This window comes from Colwellia sp. MB3u-55, assembly GCF_014076785.1.
Taxonomy (GTDB): Bacteria; Pseudomonadota; Gammaproteobacteria; order Enterobacterales; family Alteromonadaceae; genus Colwellia_A.
In genome coordinates, this window is the sequence record NZ_JACGUS010000072.1 from 40,352 (window position 1) to 58,816 (window position 18,465).

The window sequence follows — 18,465 nt, forward strand, 5'->3', positions numbered from 1 at the left end:
TAAATCATAATATTTCAATAAAAAAAATGCTTAACATCTTTAATGTTAAGCATTTATCTATAATTATTTAAAAAAGCGATAAACTACAGCGAAGCACACTCGTTAAGTTTAACCATATCAAGTATTGTAATGAGCTTTCCATCTACTGTGATTAATTCATTTTTTTGGAAACGATTTAACAACCTACTGATGGTTTCAACCGTTAAACCAATATAATTACCAATGTCACTGCGCGTCATCGTTAGGCGAAAATCTGTCAGTGACATACCGCGTGCATGATAGCGACTAGCTAAGGTTGAAATAAAAGTCGCTAAGCGTTGCTCAGCATTTTTGCGGTTAAGTAGCGTTAGCATTTCTTGATCGGCGCGGATCTCGGAACTCATCATGCGAAGAATTTGTTTTTTTAGCTTAGGCATCGTATTCGATAATGAATCTAAAGTATTGTAAGGTATCTCACAGACCATAGATGTTTCTAAGGCTTTTGCAAAACTAGGGTGCTCTGACTCAGCAATAGCATCAAAACCTAATAAATCACCCGCTAAATGAAAACCGGTAATTTGTTCTTCACCTTGTTCATTTACTGTAAATGTTTTGAATGTTCCAGAGCGAATAGCGTATAAAGCTTGCATTTTATCGCCATCTTGGAAAATTTGTTCGCCTTTATGGATAGGGCGTTTACGGTCAATAATACTGTCTAGTGTATCAAGTTCTTTATCATTTAAAGAGAAAGGTAAACACAGCTCGCTGATACTACAGTTTTGACAATGGATATGTTGAGATGTAGAACATGGCTTTTTATACATATTAACCTAAATGATTTATCCCTAATTTATCGATCATATTAAAACAATTGCTGATATGCAAACATTAAACTGTATATACCATATGTAATTATCATTAGCGCCATTATTTTCTTGAATTTCGTATTAGTTAACAACGACTTTATACCAAAAGAGCCAAGTGAAAGACTTAACAAGGCTGGTAAAGTACCTAAACCAAAACTGGTCATTATTAGAGCGCCACTAAGAGCACTTCCACTGGCTAAGGACCAAGTTAATGTTGAGTAGACTAAACCACAGGGTAACCATCCCCAAATTGCTCCTAATGCTAGCGCTTGTTTAGCATTATTAATGGGAATAAACTTTTTACTTAACGGAGATAGATAGCGCCAAAGGAACTTACCTATTTTTTCAACTTTTGATAACCACATTAACCATTGGCCTAAATACAAGCCTAATAAAATTAAAAATACAGCTGCAAATAACCGAAAAAAACCTAATGGAACGCCAATGTTTTTGATGGCAATAGAACTACTAAATCCAACTATTGCTCCAATTAAGCTATAAGAAAAAATTCGGCCAACATTATATGCACCGACCAGCTTAAATTTATCGCAGCCTTGTTGTTGCGGCGATATAGCAGATGTTAACATCGTTGTTATGCCACCACACATACCGATACAATGTCCCGAACCTAACAAGCCGATGATGAATGCTGATAAATAATCAATACTCAACATGGTTATTATTTACTACCCGTATCATTTTTAGCTGTATTTTCGCTATGGGTTTCAGTGGTCTTTTTTGTGGTAATATTTTCATCTTCATCAAACAAGATACTCATCCCTTGTTTCTCTAAATCATCAAACTGCTCAGTCTTTACTGCCCAGAAAAACAAATAAATAGCGATAGAGGTTAGTATTATCGCTATGGGGATCAAAATATAAATAATGCTCATGGTTTTTATGCTCTATTATAAGTTTTCGTTTACTTTTTCAATAAACGTAATGAGTTAGTGATAACCAATATCGAACTAGCAGACATACCTATAACCGCTATATAGGGGGTAATGTAGCCTGAAACAGCAAGCGGCAATACGATAGCATTATAACCGAATGCCCAAAAATAATTTTGCCAAATAATGCGACGAGTTTTGTTGGCAACCTGTCTTAATGTTGTTATCGACTTTAAACGATTATTGAGTAAGATAACATCTGCACCGCTTTTAGCTATATCTGTGCCACTACCCATAGCAATCGAGACATGGGCTGCGCCAAATACTGGGGTATCATTGACACCATCGCCTACCATAGCAACGGTTGAGTTTTTAGGCTGATTTTTTATTATCTCCATCTTATTAGCCGCAGTCAAAGTACTATGTAACTCGTCTAAATGTAATAATGCCTGAACTTTTTCACAGCCAGCAGGGTTATCACCCGATAGCATGATGGTATAAAGATTACTTTTCTTTAAGTCATCTAACAGCGTTTGGGCATCATTACGAATTTCATCGCTTAAATAAAAAGCAGCGACTAATTGGTTGTCTGTTATCAATAGGCAAGAAGCCGTCGCAAATTCTGCCAACATCTTTGTTTCGCTAAGTAACCAATTAGGCTTACCCATTTGAAAGTATTGACCGTTCACTTTCCCCTGAATACCAGCACCTGATTTAATTTCAACGGCTTCAGTGTGGTAGGAGTAATCACGAAAGGCTTTAAACGGTTTGGCTAAAGGATGCTCAGAATAAGACTCAAGCGCTGCTGCTATAGCTAAAACCTGCTGCTCGCTATAGTTAAGCTTTTCATTATTAAAGCGCTTTATTTCATTAATAGAAAAATCACCAGAAGTTAAGGTACCTGTTTTATCAAAGGCAATCGTGGTTAATTTTGGTAAAGTTTCCATAACATGTGCAGATTTTATCATGATGCCTTCGCGGTTTAAGCGTGTGGTCGCACAGGTTAATGCGGTGGGGGTTGCCAATGACAAGGCGCAAGGGCAGGTAGCTACTAGTACCGATAAGGTGATCCAAAAAGCTTCTTCAGGTAAATGTTGTTGCCAATAAAATGCAGTACCTACAGCGGTTAGCAAAATAACTGCAACAAAATATTGAGCGATTTTATCTGATAATTTTGCTAATTTGGGTTTATGCGCTTGAGATGATTCACTTAATCTGATCAGTTGGCTTAAAAAAGAATGTTCACTGGCTTGTTTAACTTCAACGTTGATATTACCGTCACCGTTTATGGTGCCAGCAAAGACCGTATCGCCTATTGATTTATTTAATGGTAACTGCTCACCCGACAACATCGCTTCGTTTAATTGGCTGCTGCCTGAAATTATTGTGCCATCAGCGGGAACCACTTCGCCGGGTTTTATTAGTACAATATCGAGAGGACAAAGTTTTTTTGCTGGTAGTATGACTTCTTTTTCTGCTCCTTTATCATCAATGAGTTTTGTCGCTATCATCGGCATTAATTTAAGCAAGTTAGCCGAAACTTCCGCTGCGCGACTTCTTGCTCTAAATTCTAAAAATTTACCAATAAGTAGTAAAAAAGTGAACATTGATACAGACTCAAAATAGACTTCACCTTGCTGAGTGATTGTTGCCCATGCACTGGCCGAAAATGCGAGTGAAATCGCAATAGCAACAGGAACATCCATCGATAAACGCTTCACTCTTAAAGCATTAATAGCTCCCTTATAGAAGGGGAATGCGCCATAGGTAACAATAGGTAAGGTCAAGCATAAGCTTGCATAGCGTAAATAGATTAAGTTGTACTCATCCATACCTGAAAAGGCGCCAAAGTATAAGCCAAAAGCGATCATCATGACTTGCATCATTAAAATACCAGAAATACCTAGGCGTTTAATATAATTATTACTTTGGGTTTTATTAAGCTGCTCGGCGGTACTCGCTTTAAAAGGGAGGGCTTGGTAACCAATATTACTTATATGATTAATAAGCTCACTGAGTTGAACCTCACTATTATTCCATCGAACTGTTGCACGTTGTGTAGTGGCATTTACGTTAATTTTAATTAAGCCATTTATCTTGATAAGTTGCATTTCGATAAGCCAAGCACATGCCGCGCAGCTTATACCGTCAACTGTTAAAATTGCTTCGTTATATTCATCACTTTTATAAGTAAATTCACTTTGTAGGCTGTCATCATCAAGTAACTTGTTACGTTGTAACTGCTCAGGAACTAGTGGTTCACCTTTTTGAGCAGGGGCTGTTCTAAAACGATAATATTCACCTAAACCGTTATCAATAATCGCTTGAGCAACACTTTGACATCCAATACAACACATCGGCTGCATGGTTTTCTCAATTTTTATTGATAAATCTAACCCATTAGGAACAATTTCACTGCAGTGATAACAAAGTGTTTTCATATGTTGAGGCCAAGCAAATAATTGGTTTTTTATAGAGGTGTTGCTTAGGTGAGACTAATCAACACCTAAGCTAATAGAGACTACCGGCGTTTAGTTAGCTTCTCTAACATTAGGAATAATATCGATAAATTCACTTTGAGGTAAGAAAATAGTATTTTGAATTTTCCAGTGATTCTCAAAAGGAGTCATAGTTAAACGCCATTTTCCCTTTACTGGTTCATCAAAGACATGCCTAAAATAGCCATTACCGTCAGGCGTGAGTGCTAAATAGAAATCTTTATCAGCAAGAGTAGGGTGATAAAAGTTAAGATTTAACACTGGGAATATTTTATCAATACCGGTAGGTTTGATAATTAATTCGTTATCTTGCAGTTTTAATGCAAAGCGCATTCCTAATTTTTGGGCAAGCTTTACTTTAGAGACTTCTAAGTTAATTGCTTTACCTTTTTTATAGTAATCACCAACGACTAATGGGTCGGGATTATGGTTAGCAATAAAGTAAGTCGAAATACCAGCAACAACTGCGGTAGCAGGGAGAATAAAAACAAACCAAGCCCAAGGCTCTTTATACCAAGATATTTTCATGTTAAAAGTTCAGTCAATAAAGGTAGGCATATTATACGACTTTTTTCTATTGGGAACTATTAAAAAACCATCAATTTACTAACTATTCTTGGCTTGGAATATATAAAAAAGCCTTGCGGTAATAATACAGCAAGGCTTTTAAATTGAGACTAATTAAGCGCAGTTATTTTTGCGATAAACTATACACATAGGCACTAACAAGATGTATTTTTTGTTCACCTAAAATGTCCTTCCATGCGGGCATTACACCAGCTCGACCATTTTTAATAGATGACTCAACGGCACGTGGAGAGCCGCCATACAACCAGATGTTGTCAGTTAAGTTAGGCGCTCCTAAATCAATACCCATAGCTAAACTACCTTTACCGTCAGCACCATGGCAACTTGCACATAGAGCGAACTTTTCTTTACCGGCAGCAGCACTTGCAACGTCAACTTCACGACCACTTAAACTCAATACATAGGCGGTAACATCCTTAACGCCTTGATCACCTAATGCTGAGCCCCAAGCGATCATACCATTAGCATTACGGCCATATAAAAGTGTATGCTTAATCGATTGTGGGTCCCCACCGTATAACCAGTCATTATCGGTTAGGTTGGGGAAGCCGGTAAGACCACTTGCATTTGAACCATGACACTGAGAACAATTTTGTAAATATAGGCGTTGACCTACTTTTAAAGCTTCTACATCAGTAGCTAAGTCTTTAATAGTACGTGCAGCATAGGCATCAAAAATTGGACCATATTTCAAATCAGCGGCTTCAATTTCACGATCATACTGTACTAAATAACCATTTTCTTTTGCGGCTAGTATCTGTTCTCTAGATTCAGCAAGATTCAAAATTCCTTGGTTAGAGCTTTTCCAACCAATAAATCCAGTCCAATTACCTAAACCATAGAGTGCTAAATAACCGAATGCCCAGATGATCGTTAATAAAAAGAATGTACTCCACCATTGCGGCAGTGGATTATTCAATTCCTCGATGCCATCAAAAGTGTGTCCCATTGACTCACCTTCAGGAACACCTGCAAAGTTCTTTAAACAATAGCGAAGTAGTAAAAAACAACCGACTAAAGTTCCCAGGGTTAAAACCCAAATCCATATATTCCAGAAGCTAGACATTTTTATTAGTCTCCTGTTTGCCATTCACGTCATTAAGCTCAGTCTTTTCTTTATCTTCTTCGAAGATAGAGTTTGCAGCTTCATCAAAAGCACTTTTACGCTTTTTAGAATAAGACCAAACCACAATAATAATAAATAGTGCCAATATTAGTAAAGCTATTAACCCTCTAAGGGTGCCATAATCTATCATCATTATTTCAACGCATGACCAAGAGATTGCAAATAAGCAATAAGAGCTTCCATTTCCGTTTTATCTTTAACAGCCTCTTTAGCACCGGCTAAATCTGCAGCTGAATATAACGGGATACGATTACCTTCTTCATCTTTATGGCTGCGATTACGCGTTAAGAAATTAAAAGTAGCTAATTTCTTCTCGGTTAACTTGCCATCTAACTTGTTTTCAGCTAACCAGCTAAACGAAGGCATATTTGACTCGGGAACTACTGAGCGAGGGTCAAGTAAATGTGCACGATGCCAATCATCACTATAACGACCACCAACACGAGCTAAGTCAGGACCTGTGCGTTTAGAACCCCACAAGAATGGATGTTCCCATACGCCTTCACCAGCAACTGAATAGTGCCCATATCGCTCTGTTTCAGCGCGAAAAGGTCGTATCATTTGGCTATGACATACATTACAACCTTCACGGATATAAATATCACGACCCTCCATTTCTAAAGCGGTATAAGGTCTGAGGTTGTCAACCGGTGTTGTCGTTGCTTTTTGAAAGAACAACGGTGTTATTTCAACTAAGCCGCCAATACTTATTGCGAGAATAGTGAAAATAGCAAACAAACCAACATTTGTTTCAAATTTTTCATGTTTATTTTTCATCGTTAGCCTCCTAATCTATGGCTACGGGCTTTAGACTTTCGTCTTCAGCATAGATAGTTTTGAACATGTTGTAAGCCATCAATAAGAAACCAGCCACAACGAATAGACCACCAACAAAACGCATAAAGTAGAATGGATATGATGCAGTTAAACTTTCTACAAAGCTATAAGTTAACGTACCATCGGTATTAACCGCTCTCCACATTAACCCTTGCATGACACCTGAAATCCACATAGCAACTATGTAGAGAACAATACCTGTTGTGTGTAGCCAGAAATGTACGTTGATCAATTTGATACTGTACATGCGACCTTGATTAAATAGCACCGGAATCAAATGGTACATAGCGCCAATTGACACCATAGCAACCCAGCCCAAAGCACCAGAATGCACATGGCCAATAGTCCAGTCAGTGTAATGAGAAAGTGCATTTACAGATTTAATTGCCATCATAGGACCTTCAAAGGTAGACATACCATAGAAAGACAATGAAACAATTAAGAAACGAAGGATCGGGTCATGGCGAAGTTTGTGCCATGCGCCAGAAAGCGTCATAATACCGTTAATCATCCCCCCCCAAGAAGGCAGGAATAATACGATAGACATCACCATACCAACAGACTGAGCCCAATCAGGTAGTGCCGTGTAATGCAAGTGATGTGGGCCAGCCCAAATGTATAAAGAAACTAATGCCCAAAAATGCACAATAGATAAACGATAAGAATAAACTGGACGTTCAGCTTGTTTGGGCACGAAGTAATACATCATACCTAGGAAACCAGCGGTTAATAGGAAGCCAACGGCGTTATGTCCGTACCACCACTGCATCATCGCATCAATAGCGCCTGAGTAGATAGAGTAAGACTTCATCATAGAAACAGGAATTACCATTGAATTACCAATGTGTAATACCGCAACAGTTAGTATAAAACCACCAAAGAACCAGTTAGCAACATAAATATGCGATGTTTTACGTTTAACGAGTGTCCCAAAGAAGACTATAGCGTAGCTTATCCATACAATGGCAATTAAAATATCAACTGGCCATTCTAATTCAGCATATTCTTTACTTGAGGTGTAGCCCATAGGAAGCGTGATAACAGCGAGCACAATAACTGATTGCCAGCCCCAAAAGGTAAATGAAACAAGTTTGCCACCAAACAATGCTGTTTTGCAGGTTCTTTGAACCACATAATAAGAGGTAGCAAATAAGGCACTTGTACCAAATGCAAAAATAACTACATTAGTGTGAAGTGGACGAAGACGGGAGTAGGTTAACCAAGGTGTTTCGAAATTCAACGCAGGCCAAATTAATTGAGCTGCAATTAGAACACCAACAAGGGTACCGAAAATTCCCCATATTACTGTCATTACAGTAAATTGACGTACAACATCAAAATTGTAGTCTACTGATGACGCATTACTTTGAGACATGTTATGGTTTCCGCAGTTATAATTGTTAACGTAAAACGATTTTTTATGATTAAAAAAACTAAGCGCAAATGATAAGTTACAATTGAAAATATAAACTTCATCTAGCGATAAAAAATCTCACGTATATAGTAATAATATTGCATCGAAAAGTCATTAGAATATGCAGTGAAATTTGTTGTAGATCAATAATATTTTAAAGCTTAGTACGATTAATATACATAAAGCATCAAAGAGAGACTGTCCCATTAAAAATTTAAATTATAAAAGGCTATTTATCGCTTTTTTTTTAGTCAGCATTGTCAGCTGTGACGCCCCAAAAAAGTCTCAACAAGTGAGTTTGCCATTTGAATGTTTAACTTCGCAAAGCATCTGTGAAGCGAAAACCATTTTTGGCAAGATTTCAGTTAAGTTTAATGTTGGGAAAGTGCTAACAGAACACCCTTTTAGTATACGGGTTGAACTTAAAAAAGATCATTTGCTTAATGATAACTTTTCCCCTAAAGATTTATATAGTGTCGTTGGCTACATGGAAGGAAAAACAATGTTTATGGGTAAAATACCCTTGTTCTTTAGTAAAGACATCACCACTGAGCAAAATTATTTTGTTGCAGAAACAATGTTAGGTAGCTGCTCTGAAAATAATATGGTTTGGCGGTTATGGCTAACAGTAGAAAAAAAATCAGAGAATAATGATAAACAACAAACAAGCTTTTTTATCGATTTTCAGTCGAGTCGCTTTTAGTTCAATTATATCTTCTGATAAGCTACGCCAAACTTTACTTAAATAATTACCCTGATGATTGATTACACCACTTTAGTTATATTTATACCAACATTCTTCTTTGTCAGTATTACCCCTGGTATGTGTATGACATTAGCCCTAACACTCGGCATGAGTATTGGTGTAAAAAGAACCTTGTGGATGATGCTTGGAGAACTGATTGGTGTTGCTGCTGTCGCTATTGCAGCGGTTGTTGGTGTTGCTTCAGTCATGCTTAAATATCCTGATGTCTTTGCTGTAGTAAAATATATCGGCGGAGCCTATTTGGTTTATGTTGGTGTTCAAATGTGGTTATCAAAGGGGCGAATGTCGCTAAGCAGTGCCCAAGAGCCTGCGAATATAGGTCGACTTACCTTATTTAATCAAGGTTTGTTCACCGCTATTTCAAATCCTAAAGGGTGGGCTTTTATGGTTTCACTTCTACCACCGTTTATTAATACTCAATTGGCAATAACTCCTCAGTTAATGGTTTTAGTTGGTGTGATCATGGTTTCAGAATTTACTTGTATGATGTTATATGCAAGTGGTGGTAAAACGCTGAGAATTTTTCTCTCGAAGGGAGATAACGTCAAACTTATGAATCGAATAGCAGGAACACTTATGGCCGGGGTAGGGTTTTGGTTAGCACTAGGTTAGTCTTTGTCAAAAAGAGCATCATCACTTTTGGAACTATTTAGCCCTATTTATTAGGGCACTGTTTTTATTATCCAGCTCCAAACAAACCTTATCCTTTAATCTTAGGGGCATTGACTAAACTTTTATCACGTAAAATAAACAATCATTTAAAGCGATGTTTTTATTTTCTGTTGCCATAAAAATGCGTAAATCAACGGCACAGCTTAAAATGTTTTTACGACAGCTAAAATGGCCATCAATAACATTATTTCCATGTTCGTCAATGAGAACAAAATTATCAAGTCCTTTGTCATCAACCCAGCCTAACATTTGATCTTTTCGAGAAATACCATAGTTAAGTTGTTCAATATTTGATTTTATACAAACACCACTAAAGCCCTCATCGTGATCGCCATAAGTTAAAGGGGTGTGTGGTTTTAACTCCAAGCGTAATGGTCGATAAATAATATCAACCGCTCTATTTTGTTGAAAGGTTTTAGCTTGTTTATTTAAGGTCAGCTGTTTTAAACCTTGGTAAGCAACATGATGGGACTGTTCGTCCTTACTACCGCCACATTTTACCGTGATCATTGGACAATCAAACTTTCGTTCCATTAATGTTCCCAATTGCAAACCCGATAATATAAGGGTCTGGCAAAAATAAGACGTTATTGATAATACTTCTGGCGTTATCATCGGTGCTACAGCAAAAGCAGGTCCAGACCCAGCACAATTATGCAAGTCAACGAGAAGTTTTGGATTCACCTCCTTTATAGCTTTCTCTATTAGTAAAGCTCGCTGACAAAAGCCACAATCTGGAATTTTATCACCAGAAAAACATCGATTAATGTCTTTACCGCCATCAAGGTAACGCCGACTAAATAACGGCGAAATATTAGCGGCCTCAACCGAACAAATAATAAAGCGGACATTGGTTGTTGGCACAGGGAGTTGCTCATTAGCCGTTAACCAACGATGCATGGCAATTAACCCAGAAGGTTCATTGCCATGCAATAGTGTGGTAAATACCCGAAATTTACCTTGATCGCTGCCGGTAATATCAATCACTGTAGGCCCGGTCAATGTCATTAAAAACTGTATACAATCGGCTTTTAGTAAAAGAGAACCTGGATTTTTTAAATAGGTGATTTCGTCAAAATCTATGTCCATTAGCTATGCCCAATATCCTGTTTGTGTAAGTGGTAGTCAGTAGAGATATCTAACTTTGTCAGAAAAGTGTCTATCTAAGGCGGTACAATGAATTAGCATGTCACAACTTGGGGTAAGTCTTTGTTGATTAAGGTCAATAATGATAAGGAAAACATCAAATATTTTTATGGAAAGTGTTTATTTAAGGCAAACTAATAAAAGTTAATCGTTTATATGTTTGTTGAAAGGCATTTTTTTAACTAATCTTAATGTATGACTTCATTTGAGTATTTGGCTATGGGAAATTTTCATATACCGAGTAAATCGAATTTCGACATGGCAAAGTTTGCCGCGGTGATCAGTTACTTTACCGTTATTGGTTGGTGTATTGCGATACTGCTGTATAGTGGTAATCGGTCAAGTTTTTCTACTTTTCATTTAAAACAATCTTTAGGCCTAGTGTTAACTTTTACGCTTTTGTCTTTTATTCCTCTTATAGGTTGGGCAGTCAGTATTTTTGTATTTGTTATCTGGTTAATGGCTATCTATTATGCAATATTAGGTGAAAAATATTCAGTGCCTTTTTTAGGTGAATATTTTCAAAGGCATCTAGACTTTATTCAATAAAAATAGCTGTTTTACCACAATAACTTAGCTGATTTTTATAGCTTTATTGGTATTGTTATGCTTAAATTTAGGCAGAAAATATTGCACCTAAGGCTTTCATATTGTTCTATCTTTATCCGGCTAATAAAATGGAAAGTTTATTAGCACTTCTCGATAAAATCCAACAGGTTTCACCACTTCCTATTTTCAGCCAAGAAATGATTGTTGTGCAAAATGCCGGTATGCAGCATTGGCTTAATATGTCGTTAGCCCAGCAACGCGGTATCAGCATGAATATCAGTTATGCCTTGCCGTCACAGTTTTTATGGAAACTGGTCAGAAGCATGGCCAGCGATGAAGATGTACCCGACCAATCGCCGTTCTCTCGTGAAGTGCTTTCATGGCGAATAGATCAATTACTTGGCAGTGCTGTTGTTATACAAGACCCTGATTTTTCCAGTGCAAGCCAATACTGGTTAGGGGCAACTATTGATGAAGATGATTTAGCCAATAGATCTGTTGGTGAATCTGAAAAAATAAAGCAAGACAAGCCAAGAATCTTTACCGAACAGCAAACCTTAAAACGCTATCAACTTGCTTGTCAATTAGCTGATTTATATGAGCAATATTTGATTTTTAGGCCGCAGTGGATTAATGATTGGCATCAAGGTAAGAGCAGCCAAAGTTTTGTTAACAAAGAACAAGCGTTAGCCGTTGAAAAATGGCAAGCAAAATTATGGCAATTGTTAACGCAAGAGCAAAGTTATAATCCACTTGAGTTAGTCAATAAAGCCATTAAAAATATTGTTAGCAAAAAGCACTTATTGCCACCGCGCTTATCTTTTTTTGGTATCAATGCGATGGCGCCAATGTGGTTATCATTTATTGAAGCGATAAGTGAACATCTTGATGTACATTTTTTCCATCTTAATCCCTGTTTTGATTATTGGGGCGATATACAATCAGAAAAACAAGCGATTAATTTACTCTCAAAATGGGTCGTCGGGCACGATGACATTACCGTAAATGTTGGTAACCCTTTGCTGGCTAATTTAGGTCAACAGGGCCGCGAGTTTATGGCCTTGCTTAACGATTATTCAACGGTAAATATTGAAGTTTTTGATGCGGTTGAACAAAGTGATGGAGCAGCAAATATATCGGTTTTGCAGCAAGTTCAACAAGACATTTTGACGTTAACTGATCAAAGAAGCACCGCCAAAAACCAACAAGATAACTCGATTGTTTTTACCAGCGCACACAGCGCATTACGTGAAGTGCAAGGCTTGCACGACTGGTTACTGCATCAGTTCAATGATGATAAAACCTTAACACCCAAAGATGTATTAGTGATGTGCCCACAAGTTGAACAATACGCCCCTTATGTTAGTGCTGTATTTGCACGAGGCTGGCAAGACTTAGCGGATAAAATCCCGCCATTACCTTGTTCTATTGCCGACCGGGTCAGCAAAGATGCAGAGCCCGTTGTGGCCGCTTTTACCCAATTACTGAGTTTACCCGATAGTCGTTTTCAAGTTTCCCAAATCATTGGCATGTTACGTTTACCTGCCATGCAAAATAAATTTTCAATCAGTCTTGAAGAGCTAGACAAAATGTCTGCTTGGCTTGAGCAAGCTTGTGTGCACTGGGGCGTTGACCAGCAACATAAGCAACAGGTCTTGCATAGCCTCGAAGTTAATAATGCTTTTACCTGGCAACAAGGTTTGTCGCGATTAATGCGTGGCTTTGCTTTTTCTGACCGTTCAATATACGTAGATGAACAGCTGTATTTACCCCATGTCGAGGGCAACGATGCCATTTTACTGGGTAAGTTAATGTTGATTATCGAGCAATTACAGTATTTTTCTCAGCAACTTGGCCAAGATAAATCAGCCAATCAGTGGCAACAATTTTTATTAACGATGTTAAATAGTCTTTTTGAAGTAACCGACGAAATGGCCTTTAACGTTATTGACCAAGCAATTGGCTCTTTGGCCGAATACTGTCAACATGCTAATTATCAGCCCAATATCAGTTTGAGTGTGGTACGTGACTTTCTGACAAATCATTTTAGTCAGCCCGATCCCGGTCGGCAATTTATGGTTGGGCAAATCACCTTTTGCTCGATGTTACCGATGCGCAGTATTCCCTTTAAAGTGATTGCTATTTTAGGCTTGAACGATGGCGAATTTCCTCGACAACGCCAACCGCTAGGTTTTGATCTTATGGCGAGTAGTAAAAGCGAATTGGGTGACAGATCGCGTCGTGGTGACGACAGATACTTGTTTTTAGAAGCCATTATATCAGCGCGAAAGGCATTATATTTAAGCTATCAAGGCCGTAATATTCGTAATAATAATGAAAAACAGCCTTCGGTTGTCCTCAAAGAATTGATGGAATATTTAGAAGCAGGCTATGGCTGGCAATTACATAATGCTGAGGTTGGCAATGAAGAAAATGATAATGGTGATCGATCTTCAGATATTAAACAATTACCGATGCAAGCATTCAGCGAGTATAATTATTTAGGCAAATTTAAAAGCTTTGACCCTAATTGGTTGAAACTTAAATCAGCTAAAAAAAACCAACAAAGCGATGTTTTATTGTTGCCACATACGAGCATTGTTGATGATGAGCCGCAAGTTGTCGATATTAATGAACTGATCCGCTTTTTTCAGCATCCGGCAAAAGCCTTTGCTCAACGACACTTACAGTTGTTCTTTGAAAACCACGAAACACAACTTGATGATACTGAGCCATTCAGTGAAAACTTCTTGCAGAGTTATTTGTTACGCCAACAGCTGTTAGCACTTTATCTCGTGGGTAGCAGCGAAGATGAGATCTCTTCTGCGGTAAGTGCGGCAGGGGTGAGTGGCGTTTTTCCTGATTTACCCAGTACCCATGATAGTCTAGAGCGCTGGCGTGATGACAGTGAAACCTTTAGTGAGTTCATTCAAAGTCAAAGCCAATTAACCAACGACAGCTTACCGATAACGTTTATCAATACCGAGCTTGATGTGGTGCTTACCAATAACAGTCATTTTACCCTCAGTGCTAATTTCCCGGTGCAAGCGGACAGCTTAATGTTTTATCGCAGCTCTTCGGCAAAAGGCAAAGACTTGTTTGGCCTTTATCTACATCAAATTATTATGCAGTGCTGGCAAGCAAATACCTCGAACTTAAATGCGGCTCATTTAACCGAAGAGCAAAATATGCTTGCGCAGGTGAATGTCACTAAAGGTTTTTATTTTGATACCAAAAATCAAAAACCAACACAGTACCGTTTTAGTAAAATAGACAATGCCCACGTACAACTCGCTTTTATTGTTGAGACCTATATTAAAGGGCAACAGCAAGCTTTATTACTTAATACTGAATTGATTGAAAAATTCTTTAAAGCTAAAGCTTTTACGCAAAGTAGTTTTGAAAAAATATGGTCTGACAGTGGCAGTATGCTTAGCGTGGTAAAACCCCTAGGACAAGACCCTTATATGCACTATTTCTGGCAGCAATGTCCTGAATTTTCCGAGTACCAATCAACATTCATCGCACTTTATCAACCGATGTGGCAAGCTCAGGAGCAAATAAAATGAAGATGAATAATCTTATTGCTCATCAGATCCCGTTGCAGGGTAAGCACTTAATTGAAGCCAGTGCCGGTACCGGTAAAACCTTTAATATCACTCGCTTGTATTTACGGCTATTACTCGAAAAGCAATTACCCGTTGAACAAATACTGGTAATGACCTTTACCAAAGATGCGACCGAAGAACTACGTGGCCGTATCGATAGTTTTATTCGCCAAGCGCTTAACCATTGGGACGAGTTAATTGTCAGCGATGAGTTCTTTAGCGCGATAAGTCAGCACATTGATGAAAAGTCGGCAAAGATACGTTTGCGCCAAGCATTGTTATATTTAGATGAAGCGGCAATATTAACCATACATGGTTTTTGTAAACGGGTATTAAGCCAACATGCCTTTGCTAGTGGTGTCGCCTTTAACGCGCAAATGGAAACTAATTGCCAAGATTTAGTGCTACAAGCTTGCCAAGATTGGTATCGAGTATTGGCAAAAGATAGCCCTGAACACTTCAAGCAAGTGATGCAGTTTTGGCCAAATCCGTTAAATTTTCTCAGCCAATTTTCTAAAGCCATTAGTAAACATAATGCGCTTGATGTCGTCAATGTTGCTGCAATAGAGCAGTTATTTACCGAATTAGTACAGCAAGCGGTTTATAACCTTGAGAACAACATACCACTGCTGACTCAGTACCTTATTGATGTTAAAAAAGGCAGTGAACGTGAAAAACGTCAACAAGAGCTTGACTCATTAATTCAATGGTTACATCGACTTGCTAAAGATCTGCGTGTTGCGGATGAAAAAATGCCAGATGGTTTTATTGATGGCAAGCGTTACGCGCGCTCGGTAGGTAAAATTGAACTGTTAGCGGTATTTGAACCCGTAAAAATGGTTAAAGCTGAATTGAAATCCCTGGCTAAAAAGATTGAAAAAGCCAAGGCACTGGTTATTGTCCGCGAAGGTATTTATCAAATACGTGCCAATATCACAGAACAAAAAAGCACCGCCAATATTTTAAGTTTTGACGATCTTATTTCAACCTTGGCCAATTGCTTACAAGCGAAAAGCAATAACGCACAAGTCCTAGCACAAACCCTATTTGAACAATATCCGGTGGCGTTAGTCGATGAATTCCAAGATACCGATCCCTTACAATTTTCGATACTAGAAGCCATATATTATCACCAAAGTACGGCCGCTTTATACATGATAGGCGACCCCAAGCAAGCGATTTATGGTTTTCGAGGGGGCGATGTTTTTGCATATTTATCTGCCCGAAAAGATTGTGACCACCAGTGGTTAATGGATACGAATTGGCGGTCAACACCAGCGATGATCGCTGGCTATAACCGCTTATTTTACGGCGAAGCGATCACTGATAAAGTTGATGTTACTCAAGGGAATAGTCGGGTGTTTGGTTACGATATTCCCTATGTTCCGGTAAAAGCTTCACCGCCAGCACTTATTAAATATAAAACAGTTACCGATAACGCCTTACAATTTGTGCATTTTGTTGATGAAGAAGCAAAAAAATCGGTTGCTCAAAGTTTTCGCCCAGTGATGGCCACTTGGTGTGCCAATGAAATTATCAATTTACTTGCCGCGCCTACAAACGAAAATAACGATAAATTAAGCTCAAAAGATATTGCTATTTTAGTGCGTGATGGCGCTGAAGCACGTGATATAAAACAAGCATTAGAACAGGCTAATTTAGCGTCAGTCTTTATGAGTAATCGCGCTAACTTAATGAAAAGTGAGCAAACAGAGCAATTAATACAGCTGCTAAAAGGGATCTTGTTTGTTGAAAATGAACGCTACTTTAGTGCTGCCATTGCCTGTGATTTACTCGACTATCATCCTGAAAAATATCGTGAATTACAAGAAAATGAACTAGCTTGGCAAGCATTGAAATTTGATTTTGAGCAACTACGTAATGAATGGTTGTATAAAGGTTTTATTTCGATGGCATTAAAATTAATGCATGATCATTTTTGTATCGCCGATGAAAACCAAGATCGCATTTTAACCAATTTATTGCATTTATTTGAAATACTGCAAACAGCCAGTCAACGACACCGTCAACCACAAGAATTACTTTATTGGCTTGAACAACAAAGTCGGGTTGACGACCCAGAAATTGAAGCCGAGTTACGTTTAGAAAGTGATGATAATTTAATACGCATTATTACCCAGCATGGCTCAAAAGGTTTAGAATACCCTGTGGTGTTTGTTCCTTTTGCCACCCGTCATAAAGACCCACTTAAGTTCGGTGCAAGCTCGGTGACCTTTATTGAGTATCATGATGAAAACCACCAGCTCAAATTAAGTTTAGACGGCTCAGACCATGCTAAGGAGTCAATGGCTAATGAGGCTTACGCTGAAGCAATTCGGCTATTATACGTTGCTGTAACCCGAGCAGAAAAACGTTGTTATATCTTAACAACCGCTTTTGATAAAGCCGAGCATTCGCCATTGGGCAGGGCATTAAAGTGGCAAAGTCAGCAAGATATAGAAGAAAACTTACGCCAGCTTGTTAATGATGAACCTAACAACATCAGTTTAGTGACCCTATCATCATTAGAAAACGCCAGTGAGCTTATTGCTCAAAAAGCGCCATTAGCTGAAGTTAGTGATAAAACCGGCCAAGTCGCTCAATTTAACGGTAAAATAGAACGCGATTGGTGGCTAAGTTCATTTTCAGCCTTAAGTCGAAATTTACGTCACGGCGGTGTCTCTTCGCCTGATCGTGATAACCCACTCGAAAAAAATAGCATGACTGACCTTCAGTCTAGTGCAATGCAAGCGAGTAGTTTATTACGCTTTAATTTAGCAAAAGGGGCTCATACAGGTAATTTATTGCATGATATTTTAGAACATACTGATTTTAATGCCCCCGACTGGCAAGAAGCTATGCATTGGCCCTTGCAAAAGTATGGAGAACTAACCGCGGGTTATCAAGCTGAAGATCTGCAGAGTTGGTTAGCGCAAATGATTAATTCGCCATTGGGTAATCGCGCATTAGATATTGATAATAGCGAGCCTTTTAGCTTAGCTGACCTAAAGCAAACAAAAACACTGCGAGAAAGTGAATTTTATTATCCAATGTGCTCAGCGAGTACTGATAAATTAACGCAGATATTGTCAAAACATCGTAATACGCACAGTCAATCAACACAGCAATCAATTGTTCGCTTACCGGCATACCAGCAGCTAAAAGGTATGATGCACGGTTTTATCGATTTGATTTTTGAGCATAATAATAAATATTATATCTGTGATTATAAGTCCAGCCACTTAGGCAATGATTTTAGTGACTATAACCAGCAAGCAATGAAAGAGAATATTGAAAAAAATCACTATGACTTACAATACTTGATTTATGCGTTAGCCTTGCACCGTTATTTAAGTCACAGCTTAGATAATTACGACGTAGAACAGCATTTTGGCGGCACCTACTATTTATATTTACGGGGTATGACCGACCAAGTTGAACACATTAATTGTGGTGTTTACTATCGAAAAATCGAGGCGCACGAACTTGCCGCACTTGATCAATTGTTTTTAGGAGTTGAATAAGCA

The 18,465-nt window shown here is 38.3% G+C and carries 15 protein-coding genes; 5 read left to right on the top strand and 10 right to left on the bottom strand.

Annotation, left to right across the window (positions count from 1 at the left end; genetic code table 11):
* Positions 1-83 precede the first annotated feature (83 nt).
* From fnr to ccoN, 9 genes are all read right to left on the bottom strand, one after another.
* Entirely contained in the window at positions 84-803 is a 720-nt protein-coding gene (gene fnr / locus H4J66_RS03495; RefSeq protein WP_070376707.1) for a fumarate/nitrate reduction transcriptional regulator Fnr, read from the bottom strand.
* 38 nt (positions 804-841) lie between these two features.
* Positions 842-1,519, bottom strand: a complete 678-nt coding sequence (locus H4J66_RS03500; protein ID WP_259369049.1) for a sulfite exporter TauE/SafE family protein — start codon at positions 1,517-1,519, stop codon at positions 842-844.
* A gap of 5 nt (positions 1,520-1,524) precedes the next feature.
* Positions 1,525-1,737 (bottom strand): cbb3-type cytochrome oxidase assembly protein CcoS, encoded by a 213-nt coding sequence (ccoS, locus tag H4J66_RS03505; protein WP_182170658.1) that lies wholly within the window; start codon positions 1,735-1,737, stop codon positions 1,525-1,527.
* Positions 1,738-1,766: 29 nt separating this feature from the next.
* Positions 1,767-4,175, bottom strand: a complete 2,409-nt coding sequence (locus tag H4J66_RS03510; protein WP_182170661.1) for a heavy metal translocating P-type ATPase — start codon at positions 4,173-4,175, stop codon at positions 1,767-1,769.
* Between the two features lie 90 nt (positions 4,176-4,265).
* Positions 4,266-4,760, bottom strand: coding sequence for a FixH family protein (locus H4J66_RS03515; protein ID WP_182170663.1), 495 nt, complete (start codon positions 4,758-4,760; stop codon positions 4,266-4,268).
* Positions 4,761-4,923: 163 nt separating this feature from the next.
* Positions 4,924-5,886: a cytochrome-c oxidase, cbb3-type subunit III gene (ccoP, locus tag H4J66_RS03520; protein WP_182170666.1), complete on the bottom strand. Its 963-nt coding sequence runs from the start codon at positions 5,884-5,886 to the stop codon at positions 4,924-4,926.
* A complete protein-coding gene (locus tag H4J66_RS03525) occupies positions 5,879-6,073 on the bottom strand; it encodes a CcoQ/FixQ family Cbb3-type cytochrome c oxidase assembly chaperone (RefSeq protein ID WP_070377255.1) in 195 nt (64 codons plus the stop codon). The genes ccoP and H4J66_RS03525 overlap by 8 nt, the downstream gene beginning before the upstream one ends.
* A 5-nt stretch (positions 6,074-6,078) precedes the next feature.
* The gene (ccoO, locus tag H4J66_RS03530) at positions 6,079-6,723 is read right to left on the bottom strand and encodes a cytochrome-c oxidase, cbb3-type subunit II (RefSeq protein ID WP_182170669.1); all 645 of its coding nucleotides are present in this window, start codon (positions 6,721-6,723) and stop codon (positions 6,079-6,081) included.
* Positions 6,724-6,733: 10 nt separating this feature from the next.
* Positions 6,734-8,158, bottom strand: a complete 1,425-nt coding sequence (gene ccoN, locus H4J66_RS03535) for a cytochrome-c oxidase, cbb3-type subunit I (RefSeq protein ID WP_182170672.1) — start codon at positions 8,156-8,158, stop codon at positions 6,734-6,736.
* A gap of 331 nt (positions 8,159-8,489) precedes the next feature.
* Here ccoN and H4J66_RS03540 point away from each other — a divergent pair, with 331 nt between their 5' ends.
* Positions 8,490-8,900, top strand: coding sequence for a hypothetical protein (locus tag H4J66_RS03540; protein WP_182170675.1), 411 nt, complete (start codon positions 8,490-8,492; stop codon positions 8,898-8,900).
* Between the two features lie 54 nt (positions 8,901-8,954).
* Positions 8,955-9,575, top strand: a complete 621-nt coding sequence (locus H4J66_RS03545) for a LysE family translocator (protein WP_182170678.1) — start codon at positions 8,955-8,957, stop codon at positions 9,573-9,575.
* 114 nt (positions 9,576-9,689) lie between these two features.
* Here the strand turns inward: H4J66_RS03545 and H4J66_RS03550 are convergent, their stop codons facing one another.
* A complete protein-coding gene (locus H4J66_RS03550; protein ID WP_182170681.1) occupies positions 9,690-10,724 on the bottom strand; it encodes a succinylglutamate desuccinylase/aspartoacylase family protein in 1,035 nt (344 codons plus the stop codon).
* A 276-nt stretch (positions 10,725-11,000) separates the two neighbouring features.
* On the opposite strand from H4J66_RS03550, the gene H4J66_RS03555 reads away from it, so the two are divergent.
* The 3 genes from H4J66_RS03555 to recB all read left to right on the top strand — a co-directional run bounded on the left by H4J66_RS03555 (position 11,001) and on the right by recB (position 18,462).
* Positions 11,001-11,330, top strand: a complete 330-nt coding sequence (locus tag H4J66_RS03555; protein ID WP_182170684.1) for a hypothetical protein — start codon at positions 11,001-11,003, stop codon at positions 11,328-11,330.
* Positions 11,331-11,431: 101 nt separating this feature from the next.
* Complete coding sequence (gene recC / locus H4J66_RS03560; RefSeq protein WP_259368632.1) at positions 11,432-14,899, top strand: exodeoxyribonuclease V subunit gamma; 3,468 nt, start codon at positions 11,432-11,434, stop codon at positions 14,897-14,899.
* Positions 14,896-18,462 carry an exodeoxyribonuclease V subunit beta gene (recB, locus tag H4J66_RS03565; protein ID WP_182170689.1) on the top strand — a complete coding sequence of 1,189 codons (3,567 nt, stop codon included), beginning with the start codon at positions 14,896-14,898 and terminating at the stop codon, positions 18,460-18,462. The genes recC and recB overlap by 4 nt, the downstream gene beginning before the upstream one ends.
* The last annotated feature ends 3 nt before the right edge of the window (positions 18,463-18,465 follow it).

Bases quoted from the DNA above. Each gene is read 5' to 3' on its own strand.
- fnr (WP_070376707.1), bottom strand. From the start codon at position 803: ATGTATAAAAAGCCATGTTCTACATCTCAACATATCCATTGTCAAAAC.
- H4J66_RS03500 (WP_259369049.1), bottom strand. From the start codon at position 1,519: ATGTTGAGTATTGATTATTTATCAGCATTCATCATCGGCTTGTTAGGT.
- ccoS (WP_182170658.1), bottom strand. From the start codon at position 1,737: ATGAGCATTATTTATATTTTGATCCCCATAGCGATAATACTAACCTCT.
- H4J66_RS03510 (WP_182170661.1), bottom strand. From the start codon at position 4,175: ATGAAAACACTTTGTTATCACTGCAGTGAAATTGTTCCTAATGGGTTA.
- H4J66_RS03515 (WP_182170663.1), bottom strand. From the start codon at position 4,760: ATGAAAATATCTTGGTATAAAGAGCCTTGGGCTTGGTTTGTTTTTATT.
- ccoP (WP_182170666.1), bottom strand. From the start codon at position 5,886: ATGTCTAGCTTCTGGAATATATGGATTTGGGTTTTAACCCTGGGAACT.
- ccoO (WP_182170669.1), bottom strand. From the start codon at position 6,723: ATGAAAAATAAACATGAAAAATTTGAAACAAATGTTGGTTTGTTTGCT.
- ccoN (WP_182170672.1), bottom strand. From the start codon at position 8,158: ATGTCTCAAAGTAATGCGTCATCAGTAGACTACAATTTTGATGTTGTA.
- H4J66_RS03545 (WP_182170678.1), top strand. From the start codon at position 8,955: ATGATTGATTACACCACTTTAGTTATATTTATACCAACATTCTTCTTT.
- H4J66_RS03550 (WP_182170681.1), bottom strand. From the start codon at position 10,724: ATGGACATAGATTTTGACGAAATCACCTATTTAAAAAATCCAGGTTCT.
- H4J66_RS03555 (WP_182170684.1), top strand. From the start codon at position 11,001: ATGGGAAATTTTCATATACCGAGTAAATCGAATTTCGACATGGCAAAG.
- recB (WP_182170689.1), top strand. From the start codon at position 14,896: ATGAAGATGAATAATCTTATTGCTCATCAGATCCCGTTGCAGGGTAAG.